The sequence below is a fragment of the Rhodoferax sp. PAMC 29310 genome, from assembly GCF_017948265.1.
Classification (GTDB): Bacteria; Pseudomonadota; Gammaproteobacteria; order Burkholderiales; family Burkholderiaceae_C; genus Rhodoferax.
On record NZ_CP072852.1, the window covers coordinates 3,446,054 to 3,461,470 of the forward strand.

Here is a 15,417-nt window from a genome sequence, read left to right on the forward strand (position 1 = left end):
AGAACGATCGTGCCTTCGCTGGGCCTTTTGCTGGCTTCGGCATCGGCCCACGCACAAGGTATTGACGCGGCTGTTGACCAGTTTTTAACGACTATCTCGGCTGGTTCGCGGGCTTTATCTTTACCTCCGTTCCGATCGGGGAGGCCAGCTTTCCGCTGATTGCCGGGTGGTTGCTGGCGGCTGCCCTTGTCTTCACCTTGTATTTTGGCTTCTTGCAGTTTCGCAAGTTCAAACTGGCCATCGATATCGTGAGTGGTCGCTACACGGACCCGTCAAGCAAACATGAAGGTGAAATCTCGCACTTTCAGGCCTTGGCTACTGCGCTGTCGGGCACGGTCGGACTGGGCAACATCGCAGGTGTGGGCGCTGCTTTGGCGATTGGTGGGCCGGGCGCCACGTTCTGGATGATCATTGTTGGCTTTCTGGGGATGGCGTCCAAGTTCGTGGAGTGCACCTTGGGGGTCAAGTACCGCACAGTGTTGCCGTCAGGGGCGATTTCCGGCGGACCCATGTATTACCTGAGCCGTGGATTGGCCGAGCGCGGTTTTCCGTTGCTGGGAAAATTCTTGGCGGTTGGCTTTGCAATCATGGTGATATTGGGCGCATTGGGTGGTGGCAATATATTCCAGGGCAATCAGGCGCACGCCATGATTGTGCAAACCTTTGGCCTATCAGACGGGTTGGGTTGGGCGACCCGTTGGGTGCTGGCCGCTTTTGTGTTCTCTGTCATCGTGGGCGGCATGCCATCGATTTCTTCGGTGACGTCCAAGCTGGTTCCCATCATGGCCGTGATGTATGTGGGTATGTCCCTCATCGTCATTGCGATGAACTTTGATCAAGTCGGACCCGCCTTTGCGGCCATTTTTAACGGTGCGTTTTCTGCCGAATGTGTGGCTGGCGGCTTTGTGGGTGCCTTGATTCAGGGCTTGAAACGGGCCACTTTTTCCAATGAAGCAGGCGTCGGCTCTGCCTCCATTACCCATTCGGCTGTGAAAACTGACGAGCCGGTGACTGAAGGTCTGGTGTCTTTGTTGGAACCCTTCATTGACACGGTGGTAATTTGCACCATGACAGCCTTGGTGATCACCATTGGCGGCCTGAACGCTGGCCCCTTCCCTCATCCGGACGGATTGACCGGCGTGAATCTGACCGCTGCTTCATTCCAATCGACCTTTGACTGGTTCCGTTACCCGTTGGCACTGGCTGTTTTGATGTTCGCCATCTCAACCATGATCTCTTGGTCCTATTACGGTCTGAAGGGTTGGACTTATTTGTTTGGTGAAGGTCATATCAATGAGTTGATCTACAAACTTATGTTTTGTGTTTTCATCGTGATTGGTTGTTCGATTGGGTTCAGCGCCGTCATTGATTTCTCTGACGCAGCCATTTTTGCCATGGGCATTTTCAACATCGTCGGTTTGTATTTCCTGATGCCGGTCGTGAAGAAAGAACTCAACAAGTTTCTCGACAAAGTCGAGTCGGGCGAATTCAAACGCTACGGCTAAGTTGTGATGTCATATAGGGTCGGAGCGCGAACAGCGTCCGGGCCCTATTTTTATTCCGTTTCAATACTTGTGAGCTAAATTTGCGCGAGTAAAAAGGGGAGACAAGGTTTCACGATAAAAAGGCTATTAACCCTGGTAAATATGCGTGGGCAGCTATCCATTCGATAGTGGTTTCGAGCCTGCATGTGTAGCCCGGATAGCATGGTCGGGTTGACTCGGCCTTGGCTGAGGATGCTTCCGGGTCGCGATTGAGGCAATGAGATGTTGTTCTGACGCCGTCGCTCTAGGCACTTTGGCGCAGGGCGCGCAGCCCCATCATGAAGACGTGCATGCCGATGGCGCCTGACACAGTCACGTCCTCCCTCATGAGCATGAGTCACCCCACTCTCACTCTCACTCGCATGCCCCGGGTATCAACCCCCAGCGCAAACGCTGTGCGCCTGCTGGCCGCCACGCGGGCTTGTCCGCGGGCCGAGACACGCCGTGATTGGCGAGGTTTTGAGCGACGAACATCACTTCGCGCAACTCACCACCGCCTTCGGCGGGTCGGGCACTGGCTGAGCGTCCTCGGTTTTCAGAGCTTTGTGCGGGCACTGAGCCCGCATTCTCAGTTCGCGGGGTGGCCCAGGAGCGACGCTCTCAGCTTGTAGTCAATCGGGACTTCGCCAAGCCAAATTTTCAGCACCCTGCCAAAAAAAACTCGTCATCTCCCACAGGTGCGCCTTGGGCCGCTCCGTCGATGTAAAAAATACTGCCTTTGCCAATGGCCCAAGCGTTGCCGATGCGTTTGCGGCGACGAACATGGCCAAAAGGGCAGCCAATGTCAATGCGCGGGTGATGCGAATTTTGGTCCCACGCCTAGTTGAGGCGCCTCCACGCGCCTGCTGGGATGCAGCAAGTTTTTGTATATTCAAAATTTACCACTGCAGGTCGTTCTCTCGGAGCGGGCGCTGAATCAAGAAGCGCGTTTCCCGACAACGGTTTTCGAAAGCGGGAAAGTTCACATCACTAGAACTGGCGGCTAGCTAAAAAGGCAGCAACACGGCCATGTTGCGTTTGATTTCGCGCTACGGTTTTTCTTCCCGTCCATCCGGGTGGGTGGCAAAGCGCGCTGGGTCGCGGCCATGGACCGGCGCGTTGTCCGGCCACGGCCATCCACCGAACTGGGTGCGCTGGTAGTCGGCGATGGCTTGGGAGATTTCGGCCTTGGTGTTCATCACAAACGGACCGTACTGTGCCACGGGCTCGCCAATGGGGCGCCCTTGTAGTAGCAGGAACTCAGCGTCCTGCTCGGCAGACTGGTTCTCCAAAAAAAGAGCCGTGTCAGCGCGCACCTCCATCACTGCATGTTGGCTCAATTCCTGCCCGCCCACACTAATTTTGCTACCTTTGAAGAAGTACAGTGAACGCCGAGTCGACTCGCCAACGGCCGCAGGCAAGCGCCAACCAGCTCCGGGAGACAAACGAATGGTCCATATCGCTACATCAGCCTCTGTCTGTGCAGCCCAGGAATCAGGCGGGGGCGTCAGCGCTTCAACCTCAGAAAATTCAGCCTGATGTGCTGGAAGTCGGCCGGTCACGACGGCTACTTCAGTCAGTCTGCCTTGCGCATCAGTCATCAACTGACGAGGGATGTCTTCCGACCAAAGCATCGTGAAGTGCGGCTCGACCATCTTGCTGCGAGCCGGCAGGTTCAGCCAGATTTGAAACAGTTCCAGCGGATTGGTCGCATCCGGATTCAACAGCGGAAACATCTCAGAATGCACCACCCCTTTGCCCGCAGTGAGCCATTGCACATCACCACCTCCGAATCGGGCCGTTGCACCCAGTGAGTCAGAGTGATCGATCAATCCTTTGCGCACGATGGTGACTGTCTCAAAGCCCCGGTGAGGGTGCGCAGGAAAGCCTGGAACGGTTTGACCGTGGTACATGCTCCAGCCCGCTTTTCGGCTGAAGTCCTGCCCGATGTCGCGCCCCGCCAAGCTGGCGTCGGGGCCCATCTGGGCATTGCCTCGCGGGTAGGCATCGTCGTGGTACGCGCAAAACAGAAAGGGGTCCATGGTCTCCCATGGAAAGCCAAGGGGTTTGATTTGAAGAATGAAAGGGGTGGGCATGAGGCAAACCAGAGTCACGAAAAAAACCGGCGAAGTGGCGCCGGGTGAAAAAGAGAATGTGTTTAACCCGAGAGCTGGCCAGGTGCGGTCGCGACCAGCTCTTCAGGCTTCAGGTAGAACAACTCCCACATATGACCATCCAGGTCTTCAAAGCCATGCTGGTACATGAAGCCGTGGTCCACTGAATCTTTGGGTGTAGTGGCTCCTGCTGCGACGGCCTGCGCCACCCGGTCATCAACTTCACCACGGCTTTGGCACGCGAGGGCAAGCAGCACCTCGGTGGACTGGGCGGCATCACAGACGGATTTTTTGGTAAAGGTCTGGAAGAACTCCTCGACCAGAAGCATCACAAATATGGAGTCGCTTACTTTCATGCAAGCCGCCCGCTCATTGGTAAATCGGGCCTCGAAGTCATAGCCGAGGTGGGAAAAAAAGTCGACCGAGACGGCGAGATTTTTGACCGGAAGGTTGACGAAGATCTGAGTAGTCATCATGGATCCTTTCAATGGCGTGGGCTCAAGTTGAGCTGCCAGACAAACACCATATCAGAGCCCGGGGCGTGCGTCCATTGCCCCGTTTGTGTTCTTCTTGGCCGGTCAAAATGTGACGATTCGTACGTTTTACGCCGACCCGCCCAGAATGGCAGATATGCGCGCTTGAAGCACTGGAAGTATCTCCGCCTCAAACCACGGGTTGCGCTGAAGCCAACGTTGATTGCGAGGGCTGGGGTGCGGCATGGGGAGCAGTTGTGGCCAATGGTCCCGCCAGGCTCCAACGGCTGATGTCAAAGACGGGTATTGCTCCGTCATGTGATAGGCCTGCGCATATTGGCCAATCACCAGTGTCAATTCAATGTGCTTCAAGTGCGCCAGTAGGGGCTGCCGCCAAGTTGCTGCGCATTCCGGTCTCGGCGGTAGATCGCCTGATTTGCCGGTGCCTGCAAAGCAGAAGCCCATGGGAAGGATAGCAATCTGTTTGGGGTCGTAGAACGCCTCGCGCGAGATGCCCAACCAGGTTCGCAGACGGTCACCGCTTGCGTCGTTGAAAGGAACAACGGTTTCGTGTGCCTTTCTGCCTGGTGCCTGTCCTGCAATCAGAATGCGAGCCGACGTATGGGCTTGCATGATGGGGCGGGGACCCAAAGGCAGGTGCGCCTGGCACAGCGTGCAGGCGCGAATGGCGTCAAGCTAGGAGGGGAACGAGGACATTGGCAGAGTATGGGTGCCACAGCCCCAACGTCATTTGCATTTTTAAACTGAGCACCTTCTCAGCCGCCTGGTTTGTCGCGTCACCCAAATGTAAAACGCCCCATTCAGGTCTTCGCGTGGCGAAAGCCTGAATAGGGGCTTGGGTAACTCAAGCGATTCAAGAGTTAGAGTTGGTGTCGTGTGTCAGCAATGCTCCGCGAGCTTGTGCCTTGGCCACGTCCGCCATTACGGCAGCGCGGGTTGTGTTTTGAGCGACTTCTTTGGCGGGGTACTGGCTGGGGTTGATTTCATTGAGTTTTTTGCCAGAGTTGTCGGTTGCAAGAATGTCGCCAGTGCGTTGTGCTTCAGCCAATTCGGCTTTCACTTGCTCGCGGGTATTGCCTGTCGTCTCAGACTTGGCAGGGTATTGCGCAGGGTTGAGTTCGTTGAGCTTTTGGGCGCGGTCACCAACGGCCAGCAGGTCACCGGTACGCTGGGCTTGCACCAACTCGGCGCGGACTTGTTCGCGGGTGAGGGGGGCGGACGCATCAGCAGCGAAAGCGTTTCCGGCAGCCAAAGCAGCCAAGGCAAGAGCGAGGGAGGAGATGTATTTGCGGTTCATGATGAGTATTCCTAAAAAGTTAAATAATTTGGCAAACAGAGTCAAGGTGTCTCAATTTGTCCTCTTGGATCGGCTTGCGAAAGCGTTTCGTCGATGGGTTGAACTGTATAGTTTCTTATTGAGTAGATAAACACCAGTCAATACAACGATACGTTGCTAAATTTGCAATAATTTTTGCATTGCAATACAAAAAAGAGGCTCAATGAATCGATTGGCGTCAATGAGGGTTTTCCTTGAAGTGGTGGACCAGGGGAGCTTTGTGGCTGCTGCCCGCACCCTGAACTTCTCAGCCGCTGCCGTGACCCGATTGGTTGCGGACCTGGAGAACCATCTGGGCGCACGTCTGTTGCATCGCAGCACCCGCCGTTTGTCCCTCAGTGCGGCGGGCGAGGCCTATTTGGTGCGAGTGCGCGCGATCCTGAGCGACATTGAGGAGGCTGATCAGGTGGTCAGTTCTCAAACCCAGGAGCTGGCTGGCGTGTTGCGGGTGCTTGCCCCGCCAGTATTGGCTACACATGTGGTGGCGCCTTTGATTGCCGGTTTCAGGCGGCTGTATCCCAAGATTGTTCTGGAGGTCGAGGTCGCTTCCTTCAAAGAGCCGCCGATTGAGGACCATGACATCACCCTCATGCCCACCGATGGCGCATTTGACGGCAATGTGATTGCCCGCAAGATCTCCGCCACCGAGGCAATTTTGGTGGCCTCACCCGCCTATTTGGCGAGAAACGGGGTGCCGGCCATTCCGCAAGACCTGAGTCGTCATGATGTTCTGAGGCTGAAAGCGCCCGGTCTGCAGGCGCGCTCTTGGCAGCTTTTCAACTCCTCGCAGGGGGATGAGCCGCTGTCGGTCGCGGTCGACCCGGTGCTTTGGATCAACCACTCCGACACCTTGCTGAAATCTGCCATGAATGGCGCAGGGATCACCTCTGCGGCGATCGATTTGGTCGCCCCGTACCTGCTGAGTGGGGCGTTGGTTCGTGTCTTGGCGCCCTGGATTTCCGGGCGACTCAGCCTGTATGCAGCGCTTCCCAGTCGCAAGTTCATGCCAGAGCGTACCCGGGTGTTTCTGGAGTATTTGACAGAACACACGCGCTTGGAATCCAGTCGGGTTTTGGCGCTACTCAGTAGTCAGGCGTGATTGGTCTGGGTGTGGCGACAATAGGCCCCCGGCGCGCCAGTGAGCAGCGCCTTTGATCCCCCAGTTTTTGTGTGACGCCGCTTTCCCCCTTCAAATCGTTGATGACAGACTGGTTCAGTCGCCTTCGCCGTCCAACCCGGCGGGAATGGGTGTGGATAGCCGGCGGCGTGCCCGCGCTGTTTGTGCTGTATTTGCTGGCGCTGGTTCCGTTGACACCCAGCATCAGCGACATCCGAAAAGCCCGGCTGGAGCAGCCAGCGCAGGTGATGTCGGAGGACGGCAAGTTGTTGGCCGAGTACAAGTGGGCGAACCGGGTATGGGTCCCTTTAAAGGACATTGCTCCGGCGGTCGTCACGGCGTTGATTGCCACCGAAGACCACCGTTTTTATGACCACTTTGGTCTGGATTGGCGTCGCATGCTGGGAGCCGCGTGGTACACCTTGCAAGGCAAGCGCCAGGGCGGCTCGACGCTGACGCAGCAACTCGCCCGCAACCTGTACCCCAACGAAGTGGGGCGGGCACCCACCTTGAATCGCAAGCTCAAAGAGGCCGTTACGGCCCTCAAGATTGAGGCGCTGTACACCAAGTCCGAGATTCTGGAGACCTACCTCAATACCGTTCCGTTCCTGTACAACGCCTTTGGCATTGAGATGGCGGCGCGCACTTACTTTGACAAATCAGCCGCTCAGCTGGATGTGTTGGAAGGCGCGACGCTGGTCGGCATGCTCAAGGGCAACAGCTACTACAACCCAGTGCTCAACCCCGAGCGCGCGCTGGCCCGGCGAAACACGGTGCTGGCCCAAATGGTCAAGCGCGGCGAGTTGGACGCGGTCCGGTATGACGCCTTGAAAACCCGCCCTGTTCGGGTTGACTTTGAGCGCCAAGTTGCGCCCACTGGACTGGCCCCTCATTTCACGCAGCAGTTGCGTCAATGGCTGGTGACCTGGGCGGACGACCATGACTACAACATTTACGCCGATGGACTCGTGGTCCGCACCACCTTGAATGTCCGTCTTCAGGCTGTTGCGAACCAGGCCGTGGCACGTCAGGTGCTGCACCTTCAGGGAATTGCGGATGCCGCGTGGCGTTCGCGCCGAGGCTGGAGCTCCAGCAACCCATTGGTGCTGACCTTGCTGCGTGAAACCCCAGAGTACCGGGCGAAGCTGAAGGCCGGAGACAGCACCGAAGACGCCCTGAAAAGTCTGCTGGACGATGCCAATCTGATGCGCACGTTGAGAGAACAAAAGACGCGGGTTCAGGCAGGGTTCCTGGTGATGGATCCCGCCAACGGACAAGTACGTGCCTGGGTCGGCAGCCCGGACTTTGCACTGGACCCGTTTGACCACGTGCAACAGGCCCGCCGCCAACCGGGCTCCACCTTTAAACCGTTTGTCTATGGTGCCGCTTTCGACAAGGGCGCGAGTCCGGACGACACCTTCGTTGATCAGGCGGTAGAAATTCCTCTTGCGGGGGGCGAAGTCTGGCGACCGACCGACGCCACTCCCCCTAGCGGCGAACCGGTCCGCTTGCGAGATGCGCTCGCCCAATCCAAAAACACCGTCACAGCCCAGCTCATGCAGACGGTCGGCCCGGCTCGGGTGGCCAAACTGGCGCGTGCCATGGGCGTGCGCGAAAGCAAATTGGCGCTTGTGCCGTCTCTTGCCTTGGGGACCAGTCCGGTGACGCTCAAGGAAATGGTGAGCGCCTACAGCACCATCGCCAACGGGGGTGCGTATCAGGCCCCCCTGCTGGTCACCCGCATCGAAAATCGGGCCGGCGAGGTCTTGGCCGAATTTTCGCCTGCGGCGCCAGAGGTGGCCTTGTCCGAGGAGGTGAATTACCAATTGCTGGGCGCCATGCGTGGCGTGGTGAACAAGGGCACGGCTACCGCCATTCGCAGCCGCTACGGCATCCGGGCCGATGTAGCCGGAAAAACCGGCACCACACAAGACAACGCGGATGGCTGGTTCATTTTGATGCACCCGCAATTGGTGGTCGGTGCGTGGGTGGGCTTTAATGACGGCCGTATCACCCTGCGCAGCGACTACTGGGGCCAAGGCGCCCGAAGCGCCCTGCCCATCGTGGGGGACTTCACCGCCCAGGTGCTGCGTGCCCGGGTCATCGACCCCCGGGTCCGGTTTGATCCCCCCCCCGATAGACGGTTTTTTGCCCCACTGTGGGCGCGTCTGACGAATTGGGTCAATCGCCTGTTGGTCGCGGACGCGCCCCCTGTCCTCAGACCCAAAGGGGTTCCCATGCCGGCGGCGGAGCCGGTTCCGCCGTCTTTGCTTCAGGAGCCCAATCGCGATCCTGCCAGCCCTACCGAGACGATGAAGATAGAGCTTCCGGTGGACGGCGCTGGGCCCGCGTCCCTGACCACGCCCGAACACAGCGGGTCGGGACCGAGTGAGCGGGTTAGCACCGGTTCTCGCGGGGAATAGAAAATTGCATAACCATTAGCATCTAGGCCCCGTGTTGATTGGACTGGATGCTATCAAAAATTGATAAGTCGATGTTGAATGCCCTGCCGACGAGGGCGCAGACACGCCAGCGACGCTTGATGGCTCAGGCCGCGCTTCCTCGTTTTGCCAGTGGCCAGATCCCGTCGGTGCGAGAGAATGACCGAATAGCGGTAAATACAGGTATGACAGTTTCACCCTCTACGCAATCCATTGATTTACGTTTGTTGATCGCCGGCATCGAAGAGCTTGATGCCGGCTTCACGGTCTTCGACGCGGACCTTCGGTCGATTACGGCGAATGCACGTTTTCGCCAGATGCTGGGTTTCTCTGTAGACCTTTGCCAGCCAGGAACACCTTTTTCCGCCTTCTTGCGAGATAACGCCGAACGCGGAGAATATGGAAAGGGTGACATTGAAGACCTCGTGGCGACGCGGTTGGCCTTGGCGCGCCAATTTCTTCCTCACCGATTCGAGCGGGTGCGTCCAGACGGGGGGGTGATCGACGTGCGCGGGCGTCCGCTTCCCGGCACACGGATGTGACTGAGCAGCGCCAGCGAGAGCAGGCCTTGAAGGACCTCACAGAGCAGCTGGAGCAGCGGGTGCTTGCAAGGACAAGCGAGTTGCAGCAGCGCGAAGCGGAGCTTGCCCAAGAAAAAGGGCGGCTCGAATTGGTTCTGAGCACCATTCCCGTGGGGATTTCATTGTTCGACAGCAATCTGAATCTCGAACTCTCCAACCAGCAGTTACAGGACATCATGCGCTTTCCATCCGAGCTTTGTCAGCCCGGCATGCCGTTTGAACGCTTCATTCGCCACAACGCGGAACGGGGTGAGTATGGCGTTGGTGATGTCGAGCCGCAGATCCGCTCCCGGGTGGAGATAGCTTGGGAGAGAAAGCCCCACCGATTTGAGCGAGTTCGCCCTGACGGTAGCGCGGTGGAGGTGATTGGCTGCCCGACAATTACAGGAGGTTTCGTCACGACCTACTTGGATGTCACGGATCGGATTCGCACGGAAGCGGCTTTGCGCGCCAGCGAAAGCCGCTTCCGCGATTTCGCGCAATCGTCATCTGACTGGTATTTTGAGACTGACGCCGAGCTTTGCATGCGCTACTTGTCGAGTCACTTTTTTGATGCGATAGGTTTGCAACCCGAGTTCATTCTTGGCAAAAAACGCGAACAAATCGTTGGTTCCGACGCGATGGTCAGCGACCCCGAGAAGTGGCGTCTGCACCAAGAAGCGTTGCTTCGCCGCGAGCCCTATCGAGACCTTGAATACCCCTTGCGCAGTGGCGACGGAAGCTGGCGCCATGTCCGGGTCAATGGCGTGCCTGCATTTGATGCTGATGGTCAGTTTCTGGGCTACCGCGGGACAGGCAAGGACATTACCCAGGCGAAAGAGGCTGCGCTTCGGCTGTCCTCCAGTGAGGCCCAGCTGCGCGCCATTCTCGAAGCCAGTCCGATTGGGGTGGCCGTGGTTGACAGCGAAAACGACACGGTGCTTTTTTGCAATCCCCGGCTGGCGGAGCAGCTCGGGCAAACACCAGGCCAGTTGATGGGCCGCAGTGCCGGCAGCTTCTTTGTTGACGACGGCCCAGGGTTCCTGCCATTGGGGAAACCCCCGGGCGACACCCCTGCGGGGGACAGCGAACGACAGCTGCAGCGTGCCGACGGAAGTTCTTGGCGCGCACTGGTCAGCATCAAGCCCTTGATCTACCTGGGAAAGTCTTGCCTCCTGATCTGGGCCTACGACATCAGTGAGTTGCATGAGGCGCGTGAACAGCTGGATCGCTTGGCCCACCACGACGCGCTGACTGGCCTGCCCAATCGCCGTTATTTTGATATCGCGGCGGAGCGCGCGATCACCCGCGCTAAACGTTTCAACACACGCGGTTTGGTTTTCTACTTCGACCTGGACGGCTTCAAATTGGTCAACGACTCCCTTGGGCACGCGATGGGGGATCAGATGCTGCAAAAAATCGCCACGAATCTTCGTGCGCGGTGCCGGGAGTCTGATTTGGTCGCGCGCCTCGGGGGTGATGAGTTCGCCGTTCTGGTGGAAGACTGCTCTGGTCACCAAGAAGAGATCAACGCGCTTGCGCGTGGACTGATCTCGCTGGTGACTGAGGCGGCTCGAAGCGTATGCCCAGACATTCCTGTAGGCGCCAGCGTCGGTGTGGCCTACTTCGATCAGTCGGGCCCCGCCTTGGATCACCTCATGGCACGAGCCGACGAGGCCATGTACCGAGCCAAGCGAGCAGGGAAAAACACCGTGGCTTTCAGCGAATGACTGTCCCTAGGTTTCATGCGAGTGCGCACGGCGGTTGATCTGATTTAGTGGTGCCAGGTCGGCCCCGATCCCACCTTTCAACCGCCTTTCACTCCAACTGGGCGTTTCCTCGGTGGTCCGGCGCGGTTTTCAGCGGCATGATCGTGCTTATGAATGTTTTGCTGATCGAGGACGATTTGAACCTGGTGGATGCGCTGAGTCGCATGCTGGCGGCGCGGGGGTTTCAGGTGGTGTGCTGCGCCGACGGGGCTGAGGCGCTGGTGATGGCGCGTCGTCGCCCGTTTGACGTCGCCTTGCTGGACTTGACGCTGCCCGGCATGGATGGGCTGGACTGGCTGCAACACTTGCGTGACGAACGTTCCCGCCTGCCTGTGCTGGTGATGACGGCGCGCTCTGCGGTCGAGGATCGGGTGCTGGGCTTGAATTCTGGCGCGGACGACTACCTGACCAAGCCGTTTGATATTGACGAACTGACCGCCCGGCTCAAGGCGCTGGTGCGCCGTAGTCAGGGCGTGGAGGAGTTTCGGTGCGGCGAACTGCGCCTGGATTTGGACAGTGGGCAGGTCTACCGCGGCGCCTTGCCGCTGGAAGTGTCCGGGCGCGAGTTGAGTCTGCTCAAAGCGCTGATGATGCACCCCGGCAAAGCGGTAGCCAAAGACGACTTGCTCCAGACCGTGTTTGGTGATGGCGGCCAAACCGGGCCCGACGCCATTGAGGTGCTGGTGCACCGTTTGCGAAAGCGTCTGCAGGGTGCTCACGTCAATCTGGTAACGCTGCGTGGCGTGGGGTATTTCCTGATGGACGACGCTTTGGTGGAACGATAGAACGAGGTATGAGCGGACTTGGTTTCCTTTCACCCGGCTTGCGAAGCGCTTGGCGACCGTGGCAGGTGGGCGCGTCCATTCGTCGCTTCGTCATGGGGTGGGTGCTGGTGACCATGGTTTTTCTGGAAGTCCTGGACTGGGTGTGGCCTGCGCCAGCCGCGGCGTTACCTCCTGCGGTCTGGTTGCTTGCGAAGCTGTTGTTTGGCGGGGTGGTGCTGATGGCTGTCATGCGCCAGGCCTTTTTGCCGGTGCGTACCCTAGGTCGCAGCCTGAACGCCTTGCCTCTCACAGAACTGAAGGCCGTGGAGAACCGCCAGCCGGCCGAGTTGTTGCCGCTGGCCGCGGCCGTCAATGGTGTGCTTCAGTTGCAGCAGACGGCCATTGACGAGCAAGGAAAGTTTTTAGCCAACGCCTCGCACCAGTTGCAGACACCGTTCGCAGTGTTGCGGGCGCAGCTGCAAGGGGTGATGTCCGGGGACATGGCTGCACGCGACACGCTGCCCAAAATGCTTGCCACGATTGACCGCTCCAGCACCTTGGTGCGCCAACTCTTGTCCATCGCCAAGGTCGAGCAAATGGTGAGGCAGGCCAACTGGCAGGAGGTGGACCTGTCGGCGGTCGCACGCGAAGTGGTGATGGAGTTTGCGCCACTGTTGGCTCGCAAAAATTTGGATTTTTCCCTGCAGGCCGTTCCCGTGCGCTTGAGTACAGATGCCTGGCTGCTGGGTGAGTTGGTGCGTAATCTGCTGTCCAACGCCATTCAACACAGCCCGCGCGATGCAGCGCTGGGTTTGGTGATTCGCGTCCTGCCCAGCGGCACCGAACTGTTGGTATGGGACAACGGCGGCGGCATGGATGAAGCCATTCAGGCGCGCCTGTTCGAGCCCTTTCAGTCCGGCTCCGGTGCCAGTGGCGTAGGGTTGGGTCTGTCCATTTGTCGCCAGATTGCGGTCTCCATGGGCGCAGAAGTAGACCTTTACAACCGTGTGCAAGACGACTGCGTGGTCGGTGTCGATGCGGTGGTGCGCTGGCCGCAAGAAGTTGATCTCACCTCCTCCTGTGGGGTGGCGTCATGAGTGGGGCCGTGCAATTGACCGCCATTGGAAAGACCTTCCCCAACGGTGCGCGGGCCCTGCGCAATGTGCACCTGCGCTTGCCGGCGCGTCAATTGACCACGCTGCTGGGCCCATCCGGCTGCGGCAAAACCACGCTCCTGCGCATGGTCGCCGGTCTGGAGCGCCCCAGCACAGGGAAGGTCGAAATTGGCGGGCGTGACGTGACGTGTCTGGACCCGGCCCAACGCCCCATCAGCATGGTGTTTCAAAGCTATGCCTTGTTTCCGCATCTGAGCGTGCTGGACAACGTGCGTTATGGTTTGCGCACGCGCCTAAGCGGCGCCACGGAGGGCCGTGACCAGGCGCTTGAGGCGCTGGCCCGGGTGGGGCTGGCGGGCCAGGCGAGTCGGCCCACGTCGTTGTTGTCTGGCGGGCAGCAACAACGCGTTGCGTTGGCCCGGGCCCTGGCGCTGAAGCCCCAAGTGCTGTTGCTGGACGAGCCGTTGTCCAATTTGGATGCAGGCCTTCGGCGCCATATTCGCGAAGACATTCGTGCGCTGCAGCAGGAGCTGGGCTTGACGGTGATGTATGTCACCCACGACCATCATGAAGCCATGGCGGTGAGTGACACCGTGGTGGTGATGCGTGAGGGCGAGATCATGCAGGTGGGCTCGCCACGCGAGATTTTTGAGAGCCCACATTGCGAATTTGTGGCCGGCTTCATGGGCGACGCCACTGTGTTTGACGCCCAGGCCGATGCGGCGGGGCGGGTCCACTTGGGTCCCCTGACCGTGGGCCCGGGGCTGACCCGCCGCCATGGCCCCGTGCGTCTGGTGGTGCGTCCTCATGCGTGGCGCCTGGCGCCCGCCAGCGGCGACGGTCTGCCCGGAAAAATTCTCACGCGAGCTTACCTGGGCAGAACCACAGAATACCAGGTGCTGACCCCGCTGGGGACGGTTCTGGTGGTCGTGCGCGCAGAAACACAAGCGCGTCAACCGGGCTCGCCAGTGAGCCTGCATCTGGGTTTGCAAGGGGTGAGTGTGATCATGCCCCCCGCACTGGTGTCGCCCCCACCCCGCTTCCCCGCCAACCTTATTAACAACCGGACCGCTGTGTCCATTTTTCAGGAGACTTGATATGAAAAAAGCAACCTTTCTGGCAGCCCCGCTGCTGCTCGCGTTGGGCCTGCCCGCCATGGCGCAGGACAAAGAGGTGAACATCATCTGTTCCGCCCAGGCGGACTGGTGCAACCTCATGCAAACCACGTTTGCCAAAACGTCCGGCGTCAAGGTCAACATGACCATGAAGGGCTCAGGCGAGGCGCTGGCTCAGGTGGTGGCCGAGCGTGCCAACCCCAAGACCGACCTCTGGTTTGGCGGCACAGGTGACCCGCATTTGCTGGCCGCCGAGCAAAACCTGACGCTGGAATACAAATCGCCTTCGCTGCCCCAGCTGCACGAATGGGCGCAAAAGCAGGCCGCGCAAGCCGGCTACAAAACAGTTGGCGTGTACTCCGGCCCCTTGGGTTTTGGCTATAACACCGAGCTGTTGGCCAAGAAAAAGCTACCCATCCCCAAGGTGTGGGCTGATTTGCTCAAGCCTGAGTACAAAGGCGAGATCCAGGTCGCCGACCCCCGCGCCAGCGGCACCGCTTACACCATGATCGCCACGCTGGTGCAATTGATGGGCGACGACAAAGCCTTTGAATACTTGGGCGCACTGCACAAGAACATCAGCACCTACCCCCGCTCCGGCGTGGGCCCTATCAAGGCCGTGGCGCGCGGTGAAGCCACCGTGTCCATCAGTTTCGTGCACGACGCCCCAGGCGAGAAAGCCCAGGGCTTCCCGGTCGAGTCGATCACGCCTGCTGACGGCACGGGTGCAGAAATTGGTTCCATGTCCATCATCAAGGGTGCACGCAATCTGGACAGCGCCAAGAAGTTCTACGAATGGGCGCTGACCCCGGGCGCCCAACAATTTGGTGCGGCGGCGAACCAGTTCCAGTTGCCCTCCAACAAGAGCGCCAAGGTGGACCCCCGCGTACCTGACTTCAAGAAGGTCAAGTTGATTGATTACGACTACGCCAAGTACGGCAAGTCGGCCCTGCGCAAAGAATTGATTTTGCGTTGGGAGCGCGAGGTCTTTAACCAGGCCAAGTAAGCCCCTGTGGCCCCCGCCTTCGCGGCGGGGGTTTTGACCTTCCCTCTTTTCCAGACCTCCCTC

The 15,417-nt window shown here is 59.0% G+C and carries 13 protein-coding genes; 9 read left to right on the forward strand and 4 right to left on the reverse strand.

The window, feature by feature from the left end; translation table 11 throughout:
• The first annotated feature begins 197 nt into the window (after positions 1 to 197).
• Positions 198 to 1,505, forward strand: coding sequence for a sodium:alanine symporter family protein (locus tag J8G15_RS16065; RefSeq protein ID WP_210543357.1), 1,308 nt, complete (start codon positions 198 to 200; stop codon positions 1,503 to 1,505).
• A gap of 1,067 nt (positions 1,506 to 2,572) precedes the next feature.
• On the opposite strand, the gene J8G15_RS16070 is transcribed toward J8G15_RS16065, so the two are convergent.
• From J8G15_RS16070 to J8G15_RS16085, 4 genes are all read right to left on the reverse strand, one after another.
• A complete protein-coding gene (locus tag J8G15_RS16070; protein ID WP_210543358.1) occupies positions 2,573 to 3,619 on the reverse strand; it encodes a pirin family protein in 1,047 nt (348 codons plus the stop codon).
• A 62-nt stretch (positions 3,620 to 3,681) separates the two neighbouring features.
• The gene (locus J8G15_RS16075) at positions 3,682 to 4,110 is read right to left on the reverse strand and encodes a VOC family protein (protein WP_210543360.1); all 429 of its coding nucleotides are present in this window, start codon (positions 4,108 to 4,110) and stop codon (positions 3,682 to 3,684) included.
• 129 nt (positions 4,111 to 4,239) lie between these two features.
• A complete protein-coding gene (locus J8G15_RS16080) occupies positions 4,240 to 4,761 on the reverse strand; it encodes a uracil-DNA glycosylase family protein (protein WP_370627430.1) in 522 nt (173 codons plus the stop codon).
• Between the two features lie 223 nt (positions 4,762 to 4,984).
• Complete coding sequence (locus tag J8G15_RS16085; protein WP_210543361.1) at positions 4,985 to 5,428, reverse strand: DUF4148 domain-containing protein; 444 nt, start codon at positions 5,426 to 5,428, stop codon at positions 4,985 to 4,987.
• A gap of 220 nt (positions 5,429 to 5,648) precedes the next feature.
• Here J8G15_RS16085 and J8G15_RS16090 point away from each other — a divergent pair, with 220 nt between their 5' ends.
• From J8G15_RS16090 to J8G15_RS16125, 8 genes are all read left to right on the forward strand, one after another.
• On the forward strand, positions 5,649 to 6,566 hold the full coding sequence (locus J8G15_RS16090; protein ID WP_370627431.1) for a LysR family transcriptional regulator: 918 nt from the start codon (positions 5,649 to 5,651) through the stop codon (positions 6,564 to 6,566).
• Between the two features lie 101 nt (positions 6,567 to 6,667).
• The gene (locus J8G15_RS16095) at positions 6,668 to 9,007 is read left to right on the forward strand and encodes a penicillin-binding protein 1A (protein ID WP_210543365.1); all 2,340 of its coding nucleotides are present in this window, start codon (positions 6,668 to 6,670) and stop codon (positions 9,005 to 9,007) included.
• Positions 9,008 to 9,054: 47 nt separating this feature from the next.
• Positions 9,055 to 9,567, forward strand: a complete 513-nt coding sequence (locus J8G15_RS16100) for a PAS-domain containing protein (protein WP_240538575.1) — start codon at positions 9,055 to 9,057, stop codon at positions 9,565 to 9,567.
• 26 nt (positions 9,568 to 9,593) lie between these two features.
• Entirely contained in the window at positions 9,594 to 11,315 is a 1,722-nt protein-coding gene (locus tag J8G15_RS16105; protein ID WP_210543369.1) for a diguanylate cyclase domain-containing protein, read from the forward strand.
• A gap of 149 nt (positions 11,316 to 11,464) precedes the next feature.
• Positions 11,465 to 12,139, forward strand: coding sequence for a response regulator transcription factor (locus J8G15_RS16110; protein WP_210543371.1), 675 nt, complete (start codon positions 11,465 to 11,467; stop codon positions 12,137 to 12,139).
• Positions 12,140 to 12,147: 8 nt separating this feature from the next.
• On the forward strand, positions 12,148 to 13,215 hold the full coding sequence (locus J8G15_RS16115) for a HAMP domain-containing sensor histidine kinase (protein ID WP_210543373.1): 1,068 nt from the start codon (positions 12,148 to 12,150) through the stop codon (positions 13,213 to 13,215).
• A gap of 8 nt (positions 13,216 to 13,223) precedes the next feature.
• A complete protein-coding gene (locus J8G15_RS16120; protein WP_240538333.1) occupies positions 13,224 to 14,330 on the forward strand; it encodes an ABC transporter ATP-binding protein in 1,107 nt (368 codons plus the stop codon).
• A 1-nt stretch (position 14,331) separates the two neighbouring features.
• A complete protein-coding gene (locus tag J8G15_RS16125) occupies positions 14,332 to 15,354 on the forward strand; it encodes an ABC transporter substrate-binding protein (protein WP_210543376.1) in 1,023 nt (340 codons plus the stop codon).
• Positions 15,355 to 15,417 lie beyond the last annotated feature (63 nt).